This window comes from Ancylobacter aquaticus, assembly GCF_004339465.1.
GTDB lineage: Bacteria > Pseudomonadota > Alphaproteobacteria > Rhizobiales > Xanthobacteraceae > Ancylobacter > Ancylobacter aquaticus.
In genome coordinates this window covers 143,633-166,010 of the sequence record NZ_SMFY01000002.1, presented here as the reverse complement: position 1 = coordinate 166,010, position 22,378 = coordinate 143,633, and the positions used below count along the sequence as shown (strand labels likewise).

Annotated in this window: 21 protein-coding genes; 8 read left to right on the top strand and 13 right to left on the bottom strand. The window is 66.0% G+C overall.

Annotation, left to right across the window (positions count from 1 at the left end; all coding sequences use genetic code 11):
* Nucleotides 1-16: 16 nt before the first annotated feature.
* Nucleotides 17-1,789, bottom strand: a complete 1,773-nt coding sequence (locus EV667_RS10260) for an asparagine synthetase B family protein (protein ID WP_245516097.1) — start codon at nucleotides 1,787-1,789, stop codon at nucleotides 17-19.
* A gap of 111 nt (nucleotides 1,790-1,900) precedes the next feature.
* The gene (locus tag EV667_RS10255) at nucleotides 1,901-2,242 is read right to left on the bottom strand and encodes a hypothetical protein (protein ID WP_165901592.1); all 342 of its coding nucleotides are present in this window, start codon (nucleotides 2,240-2,242) and stop codon (nucleotides 1,901-1,903) included.
* 38 nt (nucleotides 2,243-2,280) lie between these two features.
* Here EV667_RS10255 and EV667_RS10250 point away from each other — a divergent pair, with 38 nt between their 5' ends.
* From EV667_RS10250 to EV667_RS10230, 5 genes are all read left to right on the top strand, one after another.
* Complete coding sequence (locus tag EV667_RS10250; protein ID WP_165901591.1) at nucleotides 2,281-2,832, top strand: phage tail protein; 552 nt, start codon at nucleotides 2,281-2,283, stop codon at nucleotides 2,830-2,832.
* Nucleotides 2,833-2,842: 10 nt separating this feature from the next.
* Nucleotides 2,843-3,394, top strand: coding sequence for a phage tail protein (locus EV667_RS10245; RefSeq protein ID WP_131835261.1), 552 nt, complete (start codon nucleotides 2,843-2,845; stop codon nucleotides 3,392-3,394).
* Between the two features lie 12 nt (nucleotides 3,395-3,406).
* Nucleotides 3,407-3,955, top strand: coding sequence for a phage tail protein (locus tag EV667_RS10240; protein ID WP_131835260.1), 549 nt, complete (start codon nucleotides 3,407-3,409; stop codon nucleotides 3,953-3,955).
* Between the two features lie 7 nt (nucleotides 3,956-3,962).
* Nucleotides 3,963-4,517, top strand: coding sequence for a GNAT family N-acetyltransferase (locus EV667_RS10235; RefSeq protein ID WP_245516095.1), 555 nt, complete (start codon nucleotides 3,963-3,965; stop codon nucleotides 4,515-4,517).
* Nucleotides 4,518-4,625: 108 nt separating this feature from the next.
* Nucleotides 4,626-4,883 carry a hypothetical protein gene (locus EV667_RS10230; RefSeq protein WP_131836302.1) on the top strand — a complete coding sequence of 86 codons (258 nt, stop codon included), beginning with the start codon at nucleotides 4,626-4,628 and terminating at the stop codon, nucleotides 4,881-4,883.
* A 63-nt stretch (nucleotides 4,884-4,946) separates the two neighbouring features.
* Here the strand turns inward: EV667_RS10230 and EV667_RS10225 are convergent, their stop codons facing one another.
* The 5 genes from EV667_RS10225 to EV667_RS10205 form a co-directional block, all read right to left on the bottom strand.
* Nucleotides 4,947-7,565 (bottom strand): sugar porter family MFS transporter, encoded by a 2,619-nt coding sequence (locus tag EV667_RS10225; protein ID WP_131835258.1) that lies wholly within the window; start codon nucleotides 7,563-7,565, stop codon nucleotides 4,947-4,949.
* Between the two features lie 81 nt (nucleotides 7,566-7,646).
* Nucleotides 7,647-9,737 carry an HAD-IIB family hydrolase gene (locus EV667_RS10220; protein WP_131835257.1) on the bottom strand — a complete coding sequence of 697 codons (2,091 nt, stop codon included), beginning with the start codon at nucleotides 9,735-9,737 and terminating at the stop codon, nucleotides 7,647-7,649.
* A gap of 88 nt (nucleotides 9,738-9,825) precedes the next feature.
* A complete protein-coding gene (locus tag EV667_RS10215) occupies nucleotides 9,826-11,457 on the bottom strand; it encodes a GMC oxidoreductase (protein ID WP_131835256.1) in 1,632 nt (543 codons plus the stop codon).
* Nucleotides 11,450-11,749, bottom strand: a complete 300-nt coding sequence (locus EV667_RS10210; protein WP_131835255.1) for a hypothetical protein — start codon at nucleotides 11,747-11,749, stop codon at nucleotides 11,450-11,452. The genes EV667_RS10215 and EV667_RS10210 overlap by 8 nt, the downstream gene beginning before the upstream one ends.
* Nucleotides 11,746-13,053, bottom strand: a complete 1,308-nt coding sequence (locus tag EV667_RS10205) for a DegT/DnrJ/EryC1/StrS family aminotransferase (RefSeq protein WP_131835254.1) — start codon at nucleotides 13,051-13,053, stop codon at nucleotides 11,746-11,748. The genes EV667_RS10210 and EV667_RS10205 overlap by 4 nt, the downstream gene beginning before the upstream one ends.
* A gap of 313 nt (nucleotides 13,054-13,366) precedes the next feature.
* Between EV667_RS10205 and EV667_RS10200 the strand changes: the two genes are divergently transcribed.
* Complete coding sequence (locus EV667_RS10200) at nucleotides 13,367-14,371, top strand: AraC family transcriptional regulator (protein ID WP_131835253.1); 1,005 nt, start codon at nucleotides 13,367-13,369, stop codon at nucleotides 14,369-14,371.
* Between the two features lie 72 nt (nucleotides 14,372-14,443).
* Here the strand turns inward: EV667_RS10200 and EV667_RS23165 are convergent, their stop codons facing one another.
* Entirely contained in the window at nucleotides 14,444-15,745 is a 1,302-nt protein-coding gene (locus EV667_RS23165) for a PAS domain S-box protein (protein WP_131835252.1), read from the bottom strand.
* 73 nt (nucleotides 15,746-15,818) lie between these two features.
* Here EV667_RS23165 and EV667_RS10190 point away from each other — a divergent pair, with 73 nt between their 5' ends.
* Both EV667_RS10190 and EV667_RS10185 read left to right on the top strand, forming a co-directional pair.
* Entirely contained in the window at nucleotides 15,819-16,268 is a 450-nt protein-coding gene (locus EV667_RS10190) for an RrF2 family transcriptional regulator (protein ID WP_131835251.1), read from the top strand.
* 100 nt (nucleotides 16,269-16,368) lie between these two features.
* Nucleotides 16,369-17,415 carry an HPP family protein gene (locus EV667_RS10185; protein ID WP_131835250.1) on the top strand — a complete coding sequence of 349 codons (1,047 nt, stop codon included), beginning with the start codon at nucleotides 16,369-16,371 and terminating at the stop codon, nucleotides 17,413-17,415.
* Between the two features lie 31 nt (nucleotides 17,416-17,446).
* Here the strand turns inward: EV667_RS10185 and EV667_RS10180 are convergent, their stop codons facing one another.
* The 5 genes from EV667_RS10180 to EV667_RS10160 are packed head-to-tail and all read right to left on the bottom strand — an operon-like array spanning nucleotide 17,447 to nucleotide 22,109.
* On the bottom strand, nucleotides 17,447-18,505 hold the full coding sequence (locus tag EV667_RS10180) for an Ldh family oxidoreductase (RefSeq protein WP_131835249.1): 1,059 nt from the start codon (nucleotides 18,503-18,505) through the stop codon (nucleotides 17,447-17,449).
* Between the two features lie 9 nt (nucleotides 18,506-18,514).
* Nucleotides 18,515-19,378, bottom strand: a complete 864-nt coding sequence (locus tag EV667_RS10175; RefSeq protein WP_131835248.1) for a fumarylacetoacetate hydrolase family protein — start codon at nucleotides 19,376-19,378, stop codon at nucleotides 18,515-18,517.
* 39 nt (nucleotides 19,379-19,417) lie between these two features.
* Nucleotides 19,418-20,290, bottom strand: a complete 873-nt coding sequence (locus tag EV667_RS10170) for an ABC transporter permease (RefSeq protein ID WP_131835247.1) — start codon at nucleotides 20,288-20,290, stop codon at nucleotides 19,418-19,420.
* A complete protein-coding gene (locus EV667_RS10165) occupies nucleotides 20,287-21,093 on the bottom strand; it encodes an ABC transporter ATP-binding protein (RefSeq protein WP_131835246.1) in 807 nt (268 codons plus the stop codon). Before EV667_RS10165 ends, EV667_RS10170 begins: the two co-directional genes overlap by 4 nt.
* Nucleotides 21,090-22,109: an ABC transporter substrate-binding protein gene (locus EV667_RS10160; protein ID WP_131835245.1), complete on the bottom strand. Its 1,020-nt coding sequence runs from the start codon at nucleotides 22,107-22,109 to the stop codon at nucleotides 21,090-21,092. The genes EV667_RS10165 and EV667_RS10160 overlap by 4 nt, the downstream gene beginning before the upstream one ends.
* Nucleotides 22,110-22,378 lie beyond the last annotated feature (269 nt).

The window sequence follows — 22,378 nt, the reverse complement described above, 5'->3', positions numbered from 1 at the left end:
AACGACAAGGCGGCGGCTACCCGTTGCCACCCTCGACCCGGCGGATGAACCGGCCGGCGGTGAGCGCGCGGCTGAAGGTGCAGAGATAGTCATAGGTCGCCTTCTCGCTGGAGTCTCCGATGCCGGGCCAGCTATCGAGAAGGGCGTCCATTCGATCGAGGTCGAGGCATTCGCTGGCGAAGGAGCTGTTGCGCAGGCGCGCCACCTCGGCCCGCAGGCCCGGCAGCGCCTCCTGGAAGCTGGCCCGCCAGTCCGCCGCCTGAAGTCCCTTGCGCCGCTCGTCGAGCACCACATCCGGCACGACGCCCCGCATCGCGCGCCGGATCAGCGAGCGCGGCACCCCGCCGAGCGCGAACTGCTCGTCCGGAATGGAGAGGCACAGCTCGATGACCCGCCGGTCACTGGTCGGATCGCGCACGTCGATGCCGAAGAGCCGGCGGGTCGACATGGCGGTATGGCCGCGATGATCGGAACGGTCGAACACCGCGAGCCGCAGCGCGCGGCTGTCGCCTCGGGCAAGGTTGCCGAGGCTTCCGCCCAGCTCGATGGCGCGCTCTTCCAGCCCGGAGCGCTTGAGAAACTCCGGGCGGATCGCCGAGTAGTCGTAGAGCTCGATTTCCTTTTTGCCGAGGGCGGCCCTGAGTCGCCGGCGCATCGGCGCGGGCAGCACGCTGTCGGCCGCCTGCCCGGCGATACCCAGCCATGAGCGCCCGCCCCCCCGGCGCAGGTCCAGGGCCGTCCGCAACGCCCCGCCCAGATCGCCGCCGCGCAGGCGGCCCGCCAGAAGGTCGCCGCCGGCATAGCTGATGGTCATGTTGCCCATCGCGCCTTGCAACACCACGTCGAGCCGCCGGCGGCGGGCCTCGCGATAGATGCCGGTGATCCAGACATTGTTGACAGCGTTCAGCAACGGCCAGTCATGGCCGGCCTCGCGCCGATCCAGCGCATCGAGAAGCGGCTCGGCATCGTTGTCGATCCGTACATGCTCGACATTGGCGTAACGCGCCGCCACCTCGGCGGCATGCGGCCATTCATCGGTAAAGCGGTTGCGACTGGCGGGTTGCGGATGGCGCGGCGCCGCCGTGAAGGCGATCAGTCCCCGCCCCTGCGCCGCCAGTTCCCGCGCCGCCATCGCCGTGACGGTCGAACTGTCGAGCCCACCGGAGAGGTGGCTGCCGATGCGCTCACCGGGCCGGATGCGGGCCCGCACCGCCTCGCTGAGCGCCTCGCGCAGCGCTTCCTCATAATCCTCGTCACGCGGCAGATGCAGCGTCGGCACGTCCTCGGGCCGCCACCAGCGCTCCACGGTGAAATTCCCTGCCGACCAGCGGATGAAATGGCCGGGAGGCACCCGGTTGACGCCGCGAAAGAAGGTGCGCAGCGGCTCGCGGGGCAGCATGCAGAGCCACGCCGCCATCTGGTCCTGGTCGATCTCGCGCGGCACGTCGGGACATGCGAACAAGCCGCGCTGCTCGGTGGCGAACAGCAGGCGGCTTTGATCGGACCAGAAGAACAGGGTGCGCAGGGCGCCGGGGTCGGTCGCCAGGAGGAATTCCCGGCTGTTGCCGTCCCAGACGGCGCAGGCATAGTCGCCGATCAGGCGATGGAAGCAGCCGCTTCCCCATTTGGCATAGGCCGCGCCGAGGAACGCACTGTCCGTGACGCGGCCGATATCGCTCAGCCCGAGTTGGCGCGCGAGATCGCTGCGGTTGTCGAGACGACCGTCGAAGGCGGCAACGACGCCAGGCTCCACCGCCAGCCCGGCGGGTGATTGGCTCCCCACGGCCATGGGAGGCTCATTGTGGAGAGAGGCAGCGCGATCACCCCCGCTCAGAACGGAAATGCACCGCCGGACGATGTCCAGCGATACCTGCCCGCCGCAGAAGGCCATGCCGAAGGCTCAGGACGTGCCGTCGTCGTCACCCGGCTGATTTGCCGTCAGCCTCGCATCAGCGGCCGGCGTCACGGTCAATTCCGGCGTTTCCCATTTGGGTCGCGCAGGAGCCATTTCGCCGCTGGTTACGCAGTTCGCCGCCTCGACGCCCCGTGCCTCGCCCATCTTTGCCTCCGGAATATCGCGATACAACCATTGATCGACATAGAGGATGCTGCACCCCTTCCTTGCCGTCAACGTGCTCCCGACGGCCGCCGATGCGCCTGCAGGAATTATTTGTTGCGGAACACAGTCATTGATTGACGATAGATTATAATACTCGTTATGGTTGTAATTGTAGCAGGGCACCGCCATGTTCCGAGGTGGTGGGTCAGGGGAGGCTTACTGTGACCGACAGCTTTATCGGCGAGATCCGCGCCTTTGCGTACAACCGCGTACCGAACGGCTGGGTGCCGGCGGATGGCCGAATTCTCCCGACACGGCAGTACCAAGCGCTTTACGGACTGCTGGGACACAGTTTCGGCGGCAATGGGGACACCGACTTCGCCCTCCCGGATCTACGGGGAAGGGTGCCGCTCGGGATGGGCCAGGATGCAGACCCTCCGAACACTCCCCGCCCCTTCGCCAGCAAAGGCGGGGCCGAGAGTGTCGCGCTGACCGCCGAGACGATGCCGCCTCACACACACCCCCTGCGTGCGTCCACGGCTCCCGGCACCACCGTTAGCTCGAAAGACGCATGCCTCGCGACAATCGGCCCGGATTCGGAGGCCCACAAAGAGCGCTTTCTCTACAGGCCGCTTTTGGGAAGCAACCTTATCGCCCTGAACGAGGCAATGGTCGGGCCCAAGGGAGCAGGTGCGGCACACAACAACATGCAGCCCTTCGCCGTCGTGACGTACTGCATATGCGTTACCGGCGTGTGGCCCTCTAAAGAGTAACGAGGCGAAAATGGTCGATTGTTATGTAGGCGAAATACGAAACTTCGCTGGACAGAGAATTCCCTCCGGCTGGGCGTTATGCGATGGGCGGCTGCTCAACATCAACGAATATCAAGCCCTGTATTCACTTCTGGAATTCACCTGGGGAGGAGATGGAAGGACGACATTTGGCATACCCGATCTTCGCGGCAAGCTCGCGGTGGGAAGCGGCCAGGGTCCCGGCCTCTCCCCACGCAGGACGGCTGACGCCAGCGGTTTCGACAAGGTCGAACTGACGAGCGAGCACCTACCGGCGCACAATCATCGGCTGATGGCCTCAAGCAGCGACGCCCAATCGAGTTCTCCCACCGACCGAATCTTATCTGCCGCGCATTCCGCTGCTTCCACAGACAAGCCCGCGCTATTTTATATCGTGAATACGGCCAACCTGAACAAACGCGATCTTCACCCCAAATCGATCGGTGAAAACAGTCTCGCACAAACGCCGCACTCCAACCTCATGCCGTCCCTCTCCATCAATTATATCATTGCTCTGACTGGCCTTTACCCTAGCGAAGCTTAAAGGAGAACGGCCATGGACGCCTTTATAGGTGAAATTCGAGCGTTTTGTTTCAATTACCCGCCAAACGGTTGGGCCTACTGCAATGGGGCGGAATTCCCTGTGCAGCAGCATCAGGTGCTCTGGGCGATCATCGGCTACAATTATGGTGGCCAGCATTTGGTGTTCAATCTGCCCAGACTTGCAGGTCGGGCAGTGATGGGCTGGAACGCATCAGGCGGGACACCATACGCGACTAGAATCGGCCAGGCCGACGGCGACGCTGCTACCCGCCTCTACGAGCAGCATGCGCCACCTCATACGCATGTACTTTCGACCTATGGCGGATCCATCCCCGACAGCCAGATGTCCCGTGGGCCTGTGGCAGACTCCTATATCGGCCGCTACGAGATTGAAAACAGCCCGGGATTCTCGGATTGCTACATCAAGGAAACGCCCGACACCGCGCTGTCACCGGCCAGCATCAGCGTCACCGGCAAAGGTACCCCGCACGAGAACATGCAGCCTTACCTCGCGCTCAATTACTGCATTTGCCTCGAAGGCGCGTATCCCAACTATGACTGACACGGGGATGGTTGCTGATTTCGTGAGCTCGCCGATAACCCTTCACGGCCTGTCGGTGAGCCTGCGCCCTGAAATCCGCGAGGACGCCCCGTTCCTCGCCGCGCTGTTTGCCAGCGTGCGCGGGCCCGAGTTCCAGGGCAATGGCTGGCCGGACGAGGTTCGGTCCGCATTTCTGGCCGACCAGTTCCGTTGTCAGGTTGCGCATTATGCCCGCTACTACGCGGATGCGCTGTTTCTCATCATCGAGCGCGACGGCGCCCCCATCGGCCGGTTCTATCTTCACCGAGGCCCGCGCGAGCATCGCATCGTCGATATCAGCCTGCTGCCGGAGGCCCGGAGCCGGGGCATTGGCGGCGCACTGCTCGATTTGGCCTGCGCCGGGGCCAGTCGCCACGGACGCATCGTTTCCATCCATGTCGAGAAGAACAATCCCGCCCAGCGACTCTATCAGCGCAAGGGGTTCACGCCGGCCGGAGAGAGCGACCCCTATTGGCTGATGATCCGCGCGCCGGAGACAGAAACCTCGACCGCGCCAGCGTCCCCCGTCGTCGCCGGCGGCTGACCCGCCGTTTCACGCCGGTTCTGGCCGGGTCCTAGAATGAATCCGCCGCCTCCTCTATAGGACGGGCATGTGCGCTTTCCCTACAGGCACCTCGCGCGGAACCTCTCGATGATCGACCTGTTCGCCCTGCTCTCCGGCTTCGCCATCCTGTGCGTGTCCGCCCTCATCGCCTTCACGGTGCGCCGGCTGGTACCGGCGGCGCTGGTGATCACCGCGCTCACCGTGCTGGCCGCCGTTGCGGCGGTCGATTTCGGCCTGTTCGCCTCGCTCACGCCGCTGCTCGTCATCTATGGCAATGGCGCGCTCATGGGCGGTGTCAGCGGGGCGCTTTACGCCCGAAAGCTCGCCGAGGAGCGGGAGGGTTAGAGCGGCGCGTTCGCCGGCCTGGCCTCAAACGCGGGCTGGTGGCCACGACGTCCGTTCGATCACTCACCGTTCGCGCCAGTAGCGGGCGATATCTTCCAGAGTCTTGTTCCGCGTTTCCGGCATGTAGCGGAACAGGTAGGCAGCCCCCAGAATGTTGATGATAGCATAGCTCAGGAACGTGAGGCCGAGGCCCGCCGTGTCGATCACGAAGGGAAAGGTCAGGGTGAATGCGAAGGCGAACAGGCTCCGCATGCCGTGAGACAGGCTGGTGCCGGGGCCCCGGATCGCTTGCGGAAAGATCTCCGCCACCACGATCTCGCCAACCTGTCCCAGTGTCAGGGCGAAGACGGCAACGAACACCGCGAGCACGGCGACCATGGCCCAGGCGGCAACCCCGCCCGGCTCGGCCGCGCTCCCGTGCAGAAGCGACAGCAGGGCGAGGCAGCCGGACATGAGGACAAGCCCGCTGACCACCAGTGGCTTGCGGCCCACCTGGTCGACAATGCCGAGCGATATGAGGGTGGCCACGAGAAACACCACGCTGAGGCCAAGAGTGGTGACGAAATTGACGGTGGTGTCCTCGAAGCCGATCTCGTCCAGCAGGGTTGGTGCGTAGAACAGCACCATGTCCCAGCCGCAGAACACGATAAGGAACATCAGCGTCACGCCCAGCACGACGATCGGCCGGTTGACGCGCGACGCCAGCTGCCGCCAGGAGCCCCCGCCCTCCTCCGGCTGCCCGGTTTCCATCTCGGCGAGGACGTGGTCGACGTCGCGTTCATCGAACTGGCGCAGCACGCGGCGCGCGGCGGCGTGGCGTCCCTGCATCGCCAGCCAGCGCGGCGATTCCGGTAGCGGCAGCAGGAGCAGGCCGTAGATCGTGCTCGGCACGGCGATGAAGGCGAACATGTAGCGCCAGCCCTCGGGTGTCGCCTCGAACCAGATGCCGACGCAATAGGCGAGGATCGCACCGGCTCCATAGGTGGCCGCCTCGAATGACAGCAGGCGTCCGCGAATGGCGCTGGGCGAGATTTCGGCGACATAGATGCCGGTCGTCGGCGACGCGATGCCGATCGCCAACCCCACCGCCGCCCGCGCCACCAGCAGCGCTATCAGCGAGGGTGCCAGTGCCGACAGGAACGCGCCGGCGACGAACAGCGCCGCCGTCGACATCAGGAGATAGCGCCGTCCGAACCTGTCGGCCAATCCGCCGGCGAGAAAGGAGCCCACCGCGAGGCCGAGGACCAGCGTGCTGACCACGGCGCCCTGCTCGAAAGAGCCCAGCCCCCAATCGCGCGCCAGCAGGACGATGGCCGCAGCGGTGATGGCGAAATTGAAGCCGTTGAGCAGACCTCCGGTGGTGACGAGCGCCGTGACCGCGTAGTGCACGAACAGGCTGCCCCTCGCGCGCATCGCGGCGGCCGCCGCCGCAGCCCGGGCGTCGATCGTGGCAAGAGCGAGCCCTTTGCATTCCGGAAAGGCGCGCCGGAACAGGAAGAAGCCTGTGACCGCGATGCCGGCATAGACGGCGAAGATGCCCGCCCGCGTGGGCTCGTCGGCGCCCACCAGGCTTATCGGCGACGCGATACCGTCGAACAGCCAATGGGAGGCAGCGACCAGGCCGATTGCCATGCCGCGTATCCGGATCGGGCATATCTCGACCGCCGTCACCCAAGGGATCGGCCCCAGGCCGATGGCGAAGGAGGCCACGAACAGAAACACGCCGGCGGCGGCCATGGCCTGGCCGGGACCCGGCTCCGAAACGCTGAAGGCCAGACCCGCGCCGGCAAGGGCAAGGCCCGCGGCCGATCCGATGAAACTGGCCAGCAGCAGCGGCCGGCGGCCGACCCGGTCGATCAGGCCTATGGCGCAGATCGTCGCCAGCACGTTGACGATTCCCAAGGGCAGCGCATCGCCCGCCAGCAACCCGCCACCCAGGCTGAAGTCGACGCCCTCCATGATCGAGGGGGCGAAATAGAGCAGGGTGTTGATGCCGACGAACTGCTGGAAGAAGAACAGGCCGACGCAGAGCAGCAGCGCCTGCCGGCCCTGAATCGAGAACGGGCTCGCCTCGCCCGTCCCCTCCCCGTGGGAGCCGGACCTCTCCTGCGCATCCTGAAGATCGAGCCACAGCGGCGATTCCCGCAGGAGCAGCGCCGCCCCGGCCAGCAGAAGCGCGGGAGCGGCGCCGAGACCCAGCATGGTGCGCCAGCCGCCCGGCACATCGTAGAAGAACTCGTCGGCGCCATAGGCCAGCAGCACGCCCAGCGTGATAGCCAGCTGGAAAGCCGTTACCAGCGCACCGCGCGACCGGGCCGGCGCGATTTCGGCAATGTAGGTCGGACCGACCGCCGACATGGCGCCCACGGCAACCCCGACGATGAGGCGGGCGACGAAGAGCACCTCGATCGACGGTGCCACCGCGCCCGAGAAGGCTCCGAGCGTGAAGAGCGCGGCCGTCGCCATGATGACGTCGCGCCGGCCGATGCGATCGGACAGCCAGCCGCTGACGAGCGCGCCGAAAAGGGCGCCGACCAGCGTGCCCGTGCTCACCAGCAGCAAGGCGAAGCGGTCGAGGCCCCATCCGCCGACGGCCTGCTGCAACGCCCCTGCGGCGACGCCCGTCTCGTAGCCGAACAACAGGCCGCCGAGCGAGGCGATGGCCACGGACAGATGCAGCATTGAGACCTCGTGCTGATGAAGCCTGCGCTTTGCGCCGATGGCGCGCGCGCTCGGCGGGCGTGATGACGGGGTGTGAGGCTGTCAGGCCACGGAGAGGGCTCGCTCGTTCTCCGTGCCCCGGAAATAGGCCACGCCATCGAGAATGCCGCGCGCATAGCGGCGCGGGGCGAAATGGCAATGATCGAGTTCCGGACGGCTTCGCAGATGGTCGCAGAAATTGCCGACCACGATGGCGTTCGGCAGCAGACGCAGCATCTCGACGTCGTTGCCGGAATCGCCCGCGACATAGACCTGCCGCGACGCTAGCCCGAGGCGCTTTCGGACAAACTCGACGGCCGTTCCCTTCGACGCACGGGGCGGAAGAATGTCGATGTACCGCGCATGGCTGCCCATGACCGTGCCCTCCAGTCCCGCCTTGAGCAGCCGCTCGGCAATCACGGCTGCCGCGTCCGGGTTTCCCGGGCTGAGATAGCTCAGCTTGAAGCGGCGCTGCTCGAGAGGGGATTGCGGGCGAATCCCCGGCAGGTCCTGCAAGGCGGCGAGAATGCCGGCGCGATCCCACCCCTGCGCGATCCACTCCGCCCATTCGGGGTCGGGGCGGTATTGCGGGCCGTTTTCCGCCCGATAATAGATCTCCGACCCGACGCTGGTGATCATGATGTCGGGCAGCGGCGCCTCTTCCTGCTCCAGCACCGACATGGCGCTGTGGAAGCTGCGGCCGCTGGCGATGGCGAACCCCATCTCGGGCTCCCCCGCCAGCCATTCGCTGAACTCGGACAGCGCGTCCCGCGATCCCAGCAGCGTGTTGTCGATGTCACTCACCAGCAGCTCGCGCGGCTGCGGGACCGCGATTCCCTCATTTCCGGTCACGGCCTCGGCAAGGCGCAAATAGCGCTTGGCGTGGGAGCGCCAGTCGAAACGCTTGACCGCGCGCGCACCGGCAGCAGCATAGGAATCCCACAAGGCGGGGTCGGCGAGAATGCGGATGGCGGCCTGCGCGATGTCGTCCGGGGAGCTCGGATCGACCAGCTCGCCGTTGCGGCAGATCTCGACGATATCGTTCGGCCCGCCGCTGTCCGTGGCGATGATGGGGATGCCGACGGCTGCCGCCTCCAGCAAGGTGAGCCCGAAAGGCTCGTTGAGCGCCGGATTGATGAAGATGCCCCGCCGGTACTGCGCATACGCATAGATCGCCGGCACGTCGGATGGCAGGTGCACCTTGGGATAGGCGATCTTGCCGTAGAGGTCGTAGAGGTCGATCAGCCGCAGGATCTCGTTCAGGCTGTTGGAAATCTCCGGTTCCAGATCGGAAATGTCGGACCTGTTTCCCGCTATCAGGATGAGGTTCGCCATCTCCTGCAACTGCGGGCTCTCGCCATAGGCCCTCACCAGCATGGCGAGGTTCTTCTTCGCCACGGGCCGCGCAATCGCGATCAGCGCCGGCTTCTCGGGATGGGTCAGGAAGCGGTTGATGAGCCGGTCCACGTTCAGGCGCGGCGGCGCGCCCCGGAAGGCGGCGAGTTCGGCGCCTGGGGGAACGATGCGTATGCGCCCGGGATCGTAGTTCTTATATTGGGAATATTGGAACTCGGCCTCGTCGCGTGAACTGGCGATGATGAGTGAGGCGTCGCGGATGGCCCGTTCCTCGATGTCGATACGGCGTTCCAGCGATTCAATGGAATCGGGGTTTTCCGACCCGGCATTGTCACGGAAGGCGTCCATTTTGACACGCCCGAGGGAGTGGCCGACGAAGGTATAGGGAATGCCGAGCCTCTCGCGAACGATGCCGGCCACCACACCCGCATCGGCGTAATGGGCGTGGATGATGTCAGGCGGGGCGGGCTGGGCGACAATCCAGTCGATGAGGGACTCGGCGTAAGCCGGCACTTCGCTCCAGAGCTCCTCCTTGGCCAGGTAGTCCGGATTCGGCGTCGCAAAGCGGACGATTTCCGTCTTGGACGACACACGCTCGCGCGGAGCGGCATATTCGGGGCCGTGCTTGCTGTCGAAGGCCCGGGTCGCGATGACGATGCGTTCGAGCTTCGCACTGCGCTCGGAGGCTTCCACCATGCCAAGCAGATAGCGGATGTGGCCGCCGGTGTCGGCGCTGATGCCGTACTGCACGTCGGAGCCGCGAAGGCATCCCTGCAAGGCGATATGCAAAGCGAACATGGAAATCTCCTCTCTCCGGCTCAGCCGGGCATCATTCGTTGCCGAACCAGCGTGACGGGACGCCCCGTTTCACGCTGCCTGTCGAGGTTCATGCGGCGGCGAGTTCCCCTGCTGCGGCGCGCGCAGCCAGGTGCCCGCCAAGACGGTGCGCGAGGGCCATGATCGTCAGAGTCAGGTGCTTCTCGGGCAGTTGGGGAATGACGCCGCCATCGCAGACGTACAGGTTGTCCATCCCGTGGCAGCGAAGGTCCACATCGACCACGCCGGCGCCCGGGTCCGCTGCCATGCCTGTCGTTCCGGCATAATGGATGCCCGTTCCGTTGTCGGAACTGCCGCCATGGATGATCGTGCCCGACGCTCGGCCAAGCACCCGCCGGCCCCACCGCTCCATGGCGTCCATTCTGGCCTGGGCGCGCGGCGAGGTGGTGTAGTCGACATCGACCTGCGGCACCCCGAAGGCGTCGGTCTCCCGGCTGGGCCGGAGGCGGTTGGCGGGATCGGGCTCGCCGCCGCAGAACATGCCGATCGTCAGGTAGCTGTGGAACATGAGCCGCGCCAGCCGCCGCTTGACGAACGGGGGAAACCGTTCGAGTCCGGCAAGATAGTGGGGAATATCCGGCACCGAGTGGCTGTTATGGCAAAGGAAGGGGAAGGTTTCGCCATCCGGCAAGCCGGCGCGCCCCACGATCAGGACCGGGTCTCCATAGCCGATGTCGTAGTCCCGCCGCCGGCCCCAGAGCTTCCATAGCGAAGTGGACAGAACGGTCTTGGGATTATCCTGCAACCGGCGTCCGACCTGTCCATGCCAGTTGGCCAGCCCCGCCGGCGCCGCCTCGGAGGCTGAATTAAACAGGATGCGCGGCGACTCCAGCGCTCCCGCCGCCAGCACCACGACGCCGGCCCGTAGCCGATGCCGCTCGCCGGTGGCCGTATCGAGAAACTCGACGCTCTCAACCCGCCCCCCGTCCGATGCGGCGATCAGGCGCGTCACCTTGGCATTGGGCCGCAGCGCATAATTGGTGCGGCCAGCGATGCGCGGCAGCAGCCGGGTGGAAAACTTGTAGACCGCATCCGTGGGGCAACCAAAGGCGCAGCCGCCCGTCGACTGGCACGAGGAGGGCGTGCCGGGCACTGTGTTGATCGCCTTGCGGTTGGCGGTGACGTGCGATGTCGGCTCGCCCAGGCTTGCCACCGCCTTCGCCAGCAGGTGGTCCACCGGCCGGAAGGGCTTGGGCGCGATGAACTCTCCGTCTGGCAGTTCGGGCAGGTTTGCCGCCGTGCCGCACACGGTCACCAGCCGCTCAACCGCCGCATAGTTCCGGGCGAGGTCGTCATAATGCAGCGGCCAGCCACGCACATCGTCAGCGGAAAAGCGAACGCTGACGCCATTCCAGAGATTCTGCAGGCCGCCGACGGCAAAGACCTGATAGGGCAGGAATCCGCCGGCGCGGCGTCGCGCCGATCCCTGTTCGGCCGAGGCGAACAGGGCGTTGCCGAAGAAGGCCTCGTGCGGATCCGCCGGCCAGCTCGTATGCGCGCGGATGCCGAAGTCCTTACGGCTGCCATAAGGGTCGGCGCTGCGGAAATAGTCGCCCGCCAGCCTCGGCCCCTGCTCAAGGGAGACGACCTTCAGGCCGACCATCGCTAGGCTGTGCGCCAGGATGCCGCCGGCGGCCCCTGTGCCCACTACGCACACATCGCAAGCGTCGATTTCAGCCATTGGCGCGCTCCAATGGCCATTCGCCAACGGAGGCGAGGAACCCCGGCGAGGCGAACGCGACATATTCGAGAAAGGAGAGCACCCGCTTTTCGTCCGGCCCGCGCCGGAAGGAGAAGCGCGACGCGCGCACGCCGGCAGCGCTGGCGGAAAGGAGGGCGGCACGGATCTGGTGGTTGAGAAAGGCGACCCGGACCACATCGTCCTCAATCGGGCGGAGATAATCGCGGTAGGGGCTCGACGCGATCATCGCCCGCAGGAGCGCGGCCGCCTCTTGCTCCGACGGGTCGCTCACGACAGCACCAGATGAGCAACCTTGCGCAAGGCGCGGATGATGTCGTCGACATCCTGCTCGGCGAGCGTTGATCCGATGGACAGGATGGCGCTGCGGGAATGCAGGTCGTCGCACGCGGGAAGCGCGCCGATGCGGTAGTCGTACCCGGCGGCGAAGGCGTTGGCGGGATGGCTCCAGGGGAAGCCGTCGCGGCTGTTCGAGGTGCGGCGAACGAGGCTTGGGATGTTGGAGTACCAGTGCAGCCCCCAGTCGCGCATCGACACGCAGAGCGACCGCCCCCCGGGGCCGGCAATGCCTTCGCAATGAACGGCGGCGGCGAAGCGGCGCGCCGTGTCCTCATCGGGCAGCACAGTGATCAGGAACGGCCCGGTGTCGCCGGCCGGGCAGGGAATGGTGCGCAGGCCAAGGCCCGGAATGTCGGACAGCGCCTCGCGGATGCGCCATTTGGCGGTACGCATCGCGGTGGTGATGCGGGGAAGCTTGCGCAACTGCGCCAGTGCGAGCGCCCCGGCCAGCTCGGACATGCGCACGCCGTAGCCCCAGAGCTGGCAGGTCTCGTCCGCCGTATCCAGCCTTCCGTTCGCGTCACGCGCGTAGCCCAGATCGTGAAGCGCGACGATCCGGCGGTAGAGAGCGGTGTCTTCGCAGACCACCATTCCCCCCTCCCCGGATGTCATGTTCTTGTTGAGCTGGAAGCTGAACACGCCAATGGCGCCGAACCGGCCGACGGCGCGTCCGCCCGAGGTGGCGCCCGCCGCCTGCGCGCAGTCCTCGATCAGCGCAAGGCCATGGCGCTCGCAGATGGCGGCAACCTCGGCGATGCGTCCCGGCGCCCCGTTCATGTGAACGGCCAGTACGGCGCGGCTGCGCGGCCCGATCTTTCGCTCGAGGTCGACGGGGTCGATGGTGAAGCTGTCGTCGATCTCGACAAGCCGGGGGATTGCGCCCGAGCGGACCACGGCGGCGACGCAGCTGACCCAGAGATAGCCGGGCAGCAGCACCTCGTCGCCGGGCCCTATCTCCAGTGCCGACATGGCGATGGACAGGCCGGACGTTGCCGACGCCACGGCAACCGCGTGCCCGTGACCGAACGCGGCGCACCATTCGCGCTCCAGCGTCTCGACCATGTGCTGGGAGTCTTCGCCGTAGAAGCGGAAAGGGCTGCGCGCGGTTACCACGCGCTCGACAAGCAGCCGCTCTTCTTCCCCGATCCAGTTCGCCCCGGGGAATTCGTACGGCAGCGGTAGCGTTCTGACGGGGAAACCTCCGTCGATGGCGAGCCCGTTTGAATGCTCTCGTTCCATGCCTGCGTCGTGACCTGCGAGAATCCCACGAGAGAGCAAACCCATGAGCGAGACGCCCGTGAGCCCGATGACGCCCGCCAGACTATCGACGCGGGTTGCACTGGCAATCGTTCGTGCGTTCCAAATCTCGGCGCAGCGTATCAGCCCCGCCCGGGGAATAAGCTTCATTCGCGCGCGGGGCGGCGACGCGAGGCCGACCCGGTACTTCGGTAGGGAGATCTCGCGCGGCCGCAGCGGTAGTGGACGCCGGCTGGGTTTGCAGCCATTCTGACGCCGTTGGCGAGGCTTTCGGCGTCGTTGGGAACCTTGTTTGATGAGCGACCGCAGGGGCAAGGCTTATCAGGTCGCAGGGCCGCATGCAGCCGATGCCGGCCTCTACCGCCTGAAGCGCCTGTCCACATCCGACTTCGATAGAAGCGAGCGTTTCGACGCCTGGCGCGAAGTGGCCTACAGCGTCGTCGAGCTCGAAGCGGATCAGGCAGGAGATACCGACCTGTTCGCCATCAAGCGCTCGGTGCGCGGCGAGATGGGGGTGTTTGCCAGCCAGGAAGGATCGGAGCACCGAACCGTGTTCTCGCGGGCGGCCAGCCTCAGCGGTGCCGGCGAGGCGGTGGTAATCTCGATGATGCCGGAGGGCGAACTCGGGCTGGAAAGCCCCGGCGGCACGCAGTGCATCACGCCGCATGGCCGGCTGGCCGCCTATGACGCGACCCGCCCCATGCGCTATCACCGGAGTCTCGGCAGGGAAATCTACCTTCTTCTGCCGCGCGCCAAGGCGCTGGAAGCGCTCGGTGGCGACATTCCCGGCCTTTTCCTGCTGCTGGACACCATCCCGCTCGGCGTCATGGTCCGCGAGCAAATGCTAGGGCTCGACCGTCACGCGGAACATCTTGAACCGAAGGAGATGGCAGCCGCGCTCGACGCCATCCACGCGCTGAGCCTCCTACTACTCCAGCACATCGGGCGCGAACTGAACGGCGGTGGCGAAGCCAACGCCAACGCGCTGTTCCTTGCCGCGAAGCGCTATATCCAGTCGAACTACACAATGATCGACCTGTCCCCGGACGCCGTCGCCCGGGCGCTCGGCTGCTCGCGCGCCGCCCTTTACCGTGCGTTCGTGCAGAACGACGCGACGATCATGGACACGGTCCGCGAGGTCAGGCTCGCAAAGTCGCGCAAGCTGATCGAGGCGGCTACCGGCCGGAGCATCTCGGTTATCGCCTATGATTGCGGTTTCAAGGACGCCTCCTCGTTCGGAAAGCTGTTCCGCAGCCGGTACGGCGTCTCGCCCAGCGAGTGGCGTGATCAGTTCCGGTGAGCGCGAATCAAGGCCCGCGCGTCGGCCCCCGCAAGACCGGCGGGACTTTGCCGGCAATTGCCATTCCTGCCATCAAGCGCCGGGCGAATTCTGGGTCGCGGCCATCTTCTTTTTCAGCGCCTTCATTTCCTCGAAACGGGGCGTGATGTCCCGCAGCACGGCGACCATGCCGCTCACCTTTCCGGCCTCGTCCCTGAGCAGCGCGATGGTGAACTCCAGCGAAATTCGCCGCCCGTCCTGGGTAAGGCCGGGGACGGAGAGCATGTCGCCGGCGCCGTAGCGGCTTTGGCCGGAGGCCACGGTCTCGCGGTATCCCTCCCAGTGGCGGGCGCGGAACGGTTCGGGGATGATGATGTCGAGTGAACTCCCGAGCGCCTCCTCCTCGGTGAAACCGAATATGCGCTCGGCGCCGGGGTTCCACAGCACGATGGCACCTTCGGCATCGCTGGCAACGACGGCATCGGCCGCGCTGTCGATCAGCGCGTCGCCGATCGCCTCGCGCGTGAAGCCCGCGCTGGCGCGCGAGCGGCGGTCCAATACTGTGGCCGACGGGGACGCCGCCGGGGGCGAGTCTGGGAGCGGATCGTCGAACAGGTCTTCCACAGCTCCGAAGAACTCGTAATGGAGCCGGTCGGCAGGAACGCCGGCCTTGGCGAGAGCGGGCACAAAGCTCCTGAGGAAGCCCGGCGGGCCACACAGAAAATACTCCGCCTCAGTAATCGGAGTATCGGCCGTGAGCCAGTCCGGCGTCAGGTGGCCGGCACTGTTGAAGTCGCGCCCGGCGACGTCATTGCCTCCCGCCCGCGAATAGAAAAAGGTCGTATCGGTACCGCTCGCGGCGGCGAGCGATCGCACATGCTCTCGAAAGGCATGGGTCGTGCTGTTCTGCGTGCAGTGAATGAACTGTATGGCGAGTTGGCGGTGCTCGGCGACAACCGCCTCAAGCATTGCCACCATCGGCGTCAGCCCGACCCCGGCGCTGAGCAGAACGAGCGGGCGATGGCCGCTCTCCGGCAGCACGAACGCGCCGGCCGGCGGAGCGATGTCCATGAGCGTGCCCTCGCGCGCGTCGTCATGCAGCCATTTCGACACCCTCCCCTCCGGCTCGCGCTTGACGGAGATGCGGTAGGTTTCGCCGTTCGGCGCGGCGGAGATGGTGTAGTTGCGCTTCTGCCGGCCTACGCCGTCGATATCGGCGAACAGCGTCAGATGCTGGCCTGCGACGTGCGGGGCGGGTGGCCGGCCGTCGCGCGGGCGCAGCACGAACGAGGTGATCACGTCGCTCTCGGCACGGCGGCTCTCGATCACAAAGGCTCGCACCGCCCCGCCTCGCTCTTGGTCCGTTCCGCCCGCCTGTGCGCCGCCTTCGGTCATGCCTTGCCTCCGCTAAAATCATGTATACGCTATACATGTATTAGCGGACTGGAAAGCCTCCAGACAGGTAGCCATGCAACTGACGCGCTATTCCGACTACGCCCTGCGCGTGGTGCTGTACCTCGCGGCGCGCGGCGATAGGCTCTGTGCGATTTCCGAGATTGCCGCCGCTTACTCCATTTCGCAGAACCATTTGATGAAGGTGCTGCACGACCTCGGAAAGGCTGGCTATGTCGCCAGCGTGCGCGGCCGCACCGGCGGCTACCGGCTGGCGCGGCCGGCCAGCGAGATCAGCGTCGGCGAGTTGCTACGCCACACGGAGGACGATTTCGATCTGGTCGACTGCGCCGGTTGTGCGCTGTCGAGCGGCTGCGGCGTCCCCCCCGTGCTCGACGAGGCAATGGCCGCGTTCTTCGCCGTGCTGGACAATTATACCATCGCCAGTCTGGTGGAGCGCAAGCAAGGTTTCCAGCACCTGATCTTCTCGCTCGGCGCCAGCGCTCCGAGGGGGAGAACGGTGTGATGGTGGAATTCAGCCCTCTGGGGTCCGGCCTGACGGCCGGTCTGCTTTAGACAGGTCCGGCCATGAACCCAGTCGTCTTACTCGCATTCTGGAGGTCATCATGTCTGCAAGCTCCCGCCTGAAGTTATTTCGACCCATACTGGCGGGGGCTAACTTGCGCGACCGAATGCTGGCCTGCACGGGGGCCTTGGTCGGCATCGGGCTGACCGGCCTCATCAGCGGGTTGGCCGCGACCGACGCGCAGCAGATGCTGTGGCTGGTACCTCCGATGGGGGCCTCGGCCGTGCTTCTGTTTGCCGTGCCGGCAAGTCCGATGGCGCAGCCGTGGCCGGCGATCGGTGGCAATGTCGTGTCGGCGCTCGTCGGCCTGTTGGTGGCTCACAATATGCCACTTTCGGCACTTTCCGCTGGGATCGCGGTGGGTGTTGCGATCGGTGTCATGTCGCTGCTGCGTTGCCTGCATCCGCCCGGAGGGGCGGCGGCACTCGTCGGCCTCTTCGCCGGGGCTTCCTCAAGCTACGCCTTCCCGCTTCTTCCGGTCGGCCTCAACGCCGTCGTCCTTGTCGCCACGGCCTGGGTCTATCATCGCTTTGCCGGGCACTCCTATCCCCATGTCGCGGCCCCGCCGCCTGCCAAGACGACGGAGAGCGAACTGCCGTGGACGTTCAGCAGGGCTGACCTGGACGCCGCCCTCGATCGGACGGGAGAGACCTTCGACATAGATGTGAACGACCTGGAGCGACTGCTGCGGGAGATCGAGCAGCGGGCGCTGGCGCGTTCCTATCGAGACCTCACCTGCGCGGACATCATGCATGGCGGCGTCGTCGCTGCCCGCCTCACAATGCCGGTGGATGAAGTGCGCGCGCTGCTCGTCCAGCACGATGTGCGCCGGCTGCCCATCCTCGACGACGAAGGCCGGATTGTCGGCGCGGTTGGGCTGCGGGAACTCTCGGCTTTCAGTGCCTCGCTGGGAGAGACGATGACAGCGGCCACGACCGCGGAGCCGGATATGCCCGCCATAGGTCTCCTTGACCGCTTCGCCGTCGACCGCGTCCACGCCGTCTTCATCGTGGATGCCGAACGTCGTCCCCTGGGGGTCGTGACCGAGGCGGATTGGCTCGCCGTACTGAGGCGCGGTCTGGCGTGAGGAATGCCGATCCGCGTGCTCTATCATAGAGTTAGAGTGGGCCAGGAATCGACAGCTCCCCGGCGATCGCCTGCAGTTCCTTGATCAGATTGGTGTGCAGCACCAGGCCCGACATGCGGCGCTGCTCGGCTGCGGCGTCGCGTCCTTCGCCCGGTATCCGTACGGGAGGATAACCCGGCAGCGGTTCGGAGCCGCGCATCTCGTCAAACACCGCGTCGACCGTCTCCGCGAACGTCTCGGGAGCCCCGAAAGCGGAGACAGATAGGGCGGCGACGAACTGGCCGGTGTTGGTGGTGGTGGTGGTGTCGGCGGTGAAGTCGACGACATTGCTACCGAAGGCAGCGCCGTTCAGCGCCCCGGCCAGCAGGCCGATCGCCATGGCGAGGCCATAGCCCTTCGGTCCGCCGATGGGCAGGAGGAAACCCTCGTCGCGCCTGTTGGGGTCGGTGAGCGGGCGCCCGTCGCGGCCGACCATCCAGCCCTCCGGCATCTGCTCGCCGCGCTGCGCCAGCGTCTTGATCTTGCCCATGGCGGCGGTGGTGGTCGCCATGTCGAGCAGGAAGGGCGGCTGGCGCCCCGCCGGCACCGCGATGGCCAGCGGATTGGTGCCCAGCAGCAGATCCGTTCCGCCGAAGGGCGCCACATGATTGGCGCTGCCGACCGCCGCGCACAGCCCGATCATGCCCTGGCGCGTCTGCGGGAGCACATAGAGCGCGGCAGGCCCGGCATGGTTGCTGTTGCGCACGCCGACCCAGCCGATGCCGGCCTGTGCGGCCTTCTCGATGGCGAGCTCGGTCGCCGCCTTCATGGCGAGATGGCCAAGCCCGTTGCCACCGTCGATGAGTGCGGTCGCGGCGGTTTCGCGGACCCGCTCGATGCGGGCGGCGGGATTGATGCCGCCCCCGCGCAGCCGGTTCACATATTGCCGGAGCCGGAACACGCCATGCGTGTCATAGCCGCGCAGATCCGCCTCGACCATGAGTGCGGCCGCCGCTTGCGCATCCTCACGCGGCATGTCGAAGGCAAGGAAGCTGCGGAACACAAAGTCCTGCAGGGCGGCGGCGGAGATGGTGGCGGGCGGTGCGCTCATCGGGCGGGCTTACGCGTCGACGACAGGATTGCGCAGGATGCCGATGCCGTCGATCTCGATCTCGACGACATCACCGTGCTTCATGAAGACCGGCGGCTTGCGGGCATAGCCGACGCCGGAGGGCGTGCCGGTGGCGATGACGTCGCCCGGGTTCAGGGTCATGATCTCCGACATGAGGGCGACGGTGCGCGCGGTCTTGAACACCATGTCGGAGGTGACGCTGTCCTGCATGACCTCGCCATTCAGGCGGGTGCGGATGCCGAGGCCATCGGCACCGGCCGGCAGCGAATCCGCCGTCGCGATGACCGGCCCGAGCGGGCCTGTGCCGTCGAAGTTCTTGCCCGCGGACCACTGGGTGGTCTTGCGTTGATAATCGCGCACCGAGACATCGTTCAGGATCGTGTAGCCATAGACATAGGACAGCGCCTCGGCTTCCGGAATGTCGTGGCCGCGCTTGCCGATGACGATCGTCAGCTCGCACTCATAATCCAGCTTGTCGGACACTTTCGGCCGCAGCACCGGGGCATTGGGGGCCACGAGCGAGGAGTTGGTCCGAATGAAGAAGGCGGGATAATCAGGTACCGCGTTGCCGCCCTCCTTGGCATGCAGCGCATAGTTGAGGCCGAGGCAGATGACCTTGCCGGGCTGCGGGATCGGGCACAGCAGCTCGGCCGTGGCCAACGGGGTGCGAGCGGAGGCGGAAGCGCCCTTGAGCGCGCCGGCAAGCTGTGCCAGCAGGGCGTCGCCCGCCTCGATCACGCTGATCATGTCGTCCGGCGCGCCGGGAACCAGATCGCGCACGGCAATCACGGAGTCCGCGTCGAGGACGCCCACCGATGAGCCGGCGGCCGTGCGATACGTCACGAGATGCATGTTTCTACCCTTTGAGAAGACGCAGAGGTTGGAGGGCCGCTAGTCCGACTGCGCGACCCTGGCCTTGTGCCAGAATACGAAATGGCGCTGCACCCAGTTGACGAAGGCAAACAGGGCAAGCCCGATGAGGCTGAGATAGAGGATCAGCGAGAACACGCGGGGCGTGTCGAGCATGCTGGCGGCGACCCGGATCAGTTCGCCGAAGCCTTTTCCGCCACCGAGGAACTCGCCGGTGATGGCGCCGGCCATGACGCCGACAGAGCCGATCTTCAGGCCGGTGAAGAAGTGCGGCAGGCCGGTGGGCAGCTTCAGTTTCACCAGCGTCTGCCAGCGCGAGGCCCCCATGGTCTTGAACAACATGCGGGCATTGGTGTCGGCGGCATGGAGGCCGGCGGCAGTGCCCACGATGATCGGGAAGGTCGCGATGAAGGCCGCCAGCGCCACCTTGGATGCGATGTCGAAGCCGAGCCAGGCGACGAAGAGAGGGGCGAACGCGATCTTCGGCATGGTGTCGATGGCGACGAGATAAGGCATCACCGCCCGCTCGCCGAAACTGGTTTCGCCGACCAGCACGCCCAGGCTGAATCCGACGGTGATGGCGATGGCGAAGCCGAAGAACACTTCCTTCGCGGTAATCCACATCGCGCCCAGCATGTAGTCGCCGGCGAGCAGGTTCAGGGCCACGGTGACGAGGTCGCGGCCGACCTCCGCCGGTGTCGGCATGATGATGGGGGAAATGATCCCCAGCATCGTCACGACCTGCCAGACCGCGAGGAAGGCGAGAAACAGCGCGAGCATCGACACGGCGCGCGGCACCCGGTCGAGCCAGGAGGTTTCCTCGGTCCAGACGGTGTCGACGATCGTCGACGCCGAGCCCTCGCCGAGGCCGTCGTTGAGATCGGTGGCGCTCATAGGGCCTCCTTGTCGAGACGGCTGCGGATGTGCTCGACCAGCGCGCCGAAGCGCGGCGTCGTGATCATGTCGAGGGTGCGCGGGCGCGGCAGGTCGATCGGGACTTCCTCGACCACGCGACCCGGCCGTGGCCGCATGACATAGACGGTGTCCGAGAGGATGACGGCTTCGGGAATGGAGTGGGTGACGAGGAAGGCGGTGGCCTCCCGCGCCATGCAGATGCGCTGCAGCTCCATGTTCATGAAGTCGCGCGACAGTTCGTCGAGCGCGCTGAACGGCTCGTCGAGCAGCAGCACCTCCGGCTCGGTGATCAGCATCCGGCAGATCGCGGCACGCTGCGCCATGCCGCCGGACAGCTCGTTCGGATAAACGTTCTCGAACCCCTTCAGGCCGACCAGTTCGAGAAGCCGGCGCGCGTCCTCATGCTTGGCGCGCGCCGCGTGCTTGCCGTCGCGAATCTCGATGGGCAGCACTATGTTTTCCAGCGTCGTGCGCCAGGGAAACAGCGTCGCGTGCTGGAACATCATGCCGATATCGCGGCGCGTGCCCATGACGGGAGTGCCGGCCAGGACAACGCTGCCGGACGAGGGCGACTGGAGCCCCGCCATGATCTTGAGCAGGGTGGACTTGCCGCAGCCGCTCGAACCGATGACCGAAGAAAAGCTTCCCCGTTCGAGCCTCAGATCCACCTTGTCGAGGGCCTGGATGCGGCGCAAGGCAAAGGTCTTGCTGACCGATCTCAGCTCATAGACGACATCCCGGTGGCTCGGCAGCTTAGTGAGAGCCGCTGCGGCGGTGTTCATTTGTTCCAGGTCTCCACGAAGGCGTTCGTGTAGGCCTTCGGCAGGTCCGGGATCGGCTGCTTCAGGCTGCCGGTCTCGACCAGGCTCTTGTGCCAGCGGTCCCAGTGCGCGGGGTCCTGATAGCCCCAGCCCTTGCTGGCATCGAGCGGAATGGTCTTGGCCAGCACCTGCTCGAACAGCGCGTTGGCGAAGTCGCGATCCTCGTTCTCCTGCGGCATGCCCGCCTTGAGGTCGGCCAGCACCCTGTCGCGGTTCTTCGGGTCGGCGGCGAATTCCTGCCCCCGCACCACCGCCCGGCCGAAGCTCTCCACCAGCTTGGGGTCCTTGTCGATGGTCGACTGCATGACCGCGAAGCCGTTGCCGAAATAGGTGAGGAACTCGACGGGCGTGATGTCGCGCAGCTTGAGCCCGCGATAGGTGAGGATCGCCGCATCCGCTGTTGAAGCGGCATAGGCGGAAATGTCGTCACGCGTGAAGGCGGCCGCCGCCATGCCGCCATCGCCAACCGTCAAAAAGGTGAAATCGCGGTTTTCCTGCATGCCGAGGCTGGAGAGGATGCCACGTGCGAAGGAGACCTCGGCGCCATCCGCCGTGCCGACCCCGATGACCTTCCCCTTCAGATCGGGCACCGATTTGAAGGAATCGCCGTCCTTCACCACGATGCCGAACGAGCTTTTGACCATCATGTTGTAGAGGAACACCACGTCCACGCCGCGCGCCCGGGCGTTGAGCACGGGGCCGGGACCGGGACGACCGAACTGGGCCTGACCGGAGGCCAGCGCCTGGATCACCGGGCCGGACCCGTTGACCGATTCCACCCGCACATTGAGGCCCTCTTCCTTGAAGAAGCCTTCGCTGATGGCGACGTAGATGGGGAAGGAATTGATCGAGGACGGGCTGGGCTGGACGAACGTGATGTCCTTCAGAGTCTGCGCCGACGAGGGGGACAGCGGTGCGGCAAGCAGCAGCGCGCCGGCTGCGGCAACAAGACAGAAGGATCTCTTGGAGATCGTCATTTGTTTCCTCCAGATATTTTTGTGTTTGATGCGAATGCGTGAAGGCGGTTGTTCTCTCTCCCTGAGCGGTTGATGCGGGGCGGGCGCGGGCGCTGTTGGCGCAGCAATCCGCGTCACCCCGCATAACCATTGCGGACTTTGGTCAGCGTACCCAAGCATCCGGTATCCCGGGGTTGGTGCCGGCAGCCTTCCCAAGCGGTGACTTTAACCGGGAGCTTGCGCGCTATTGGGGCGTCGTGGGAAGCTCCAATCTGAACCCAATTTGGTGA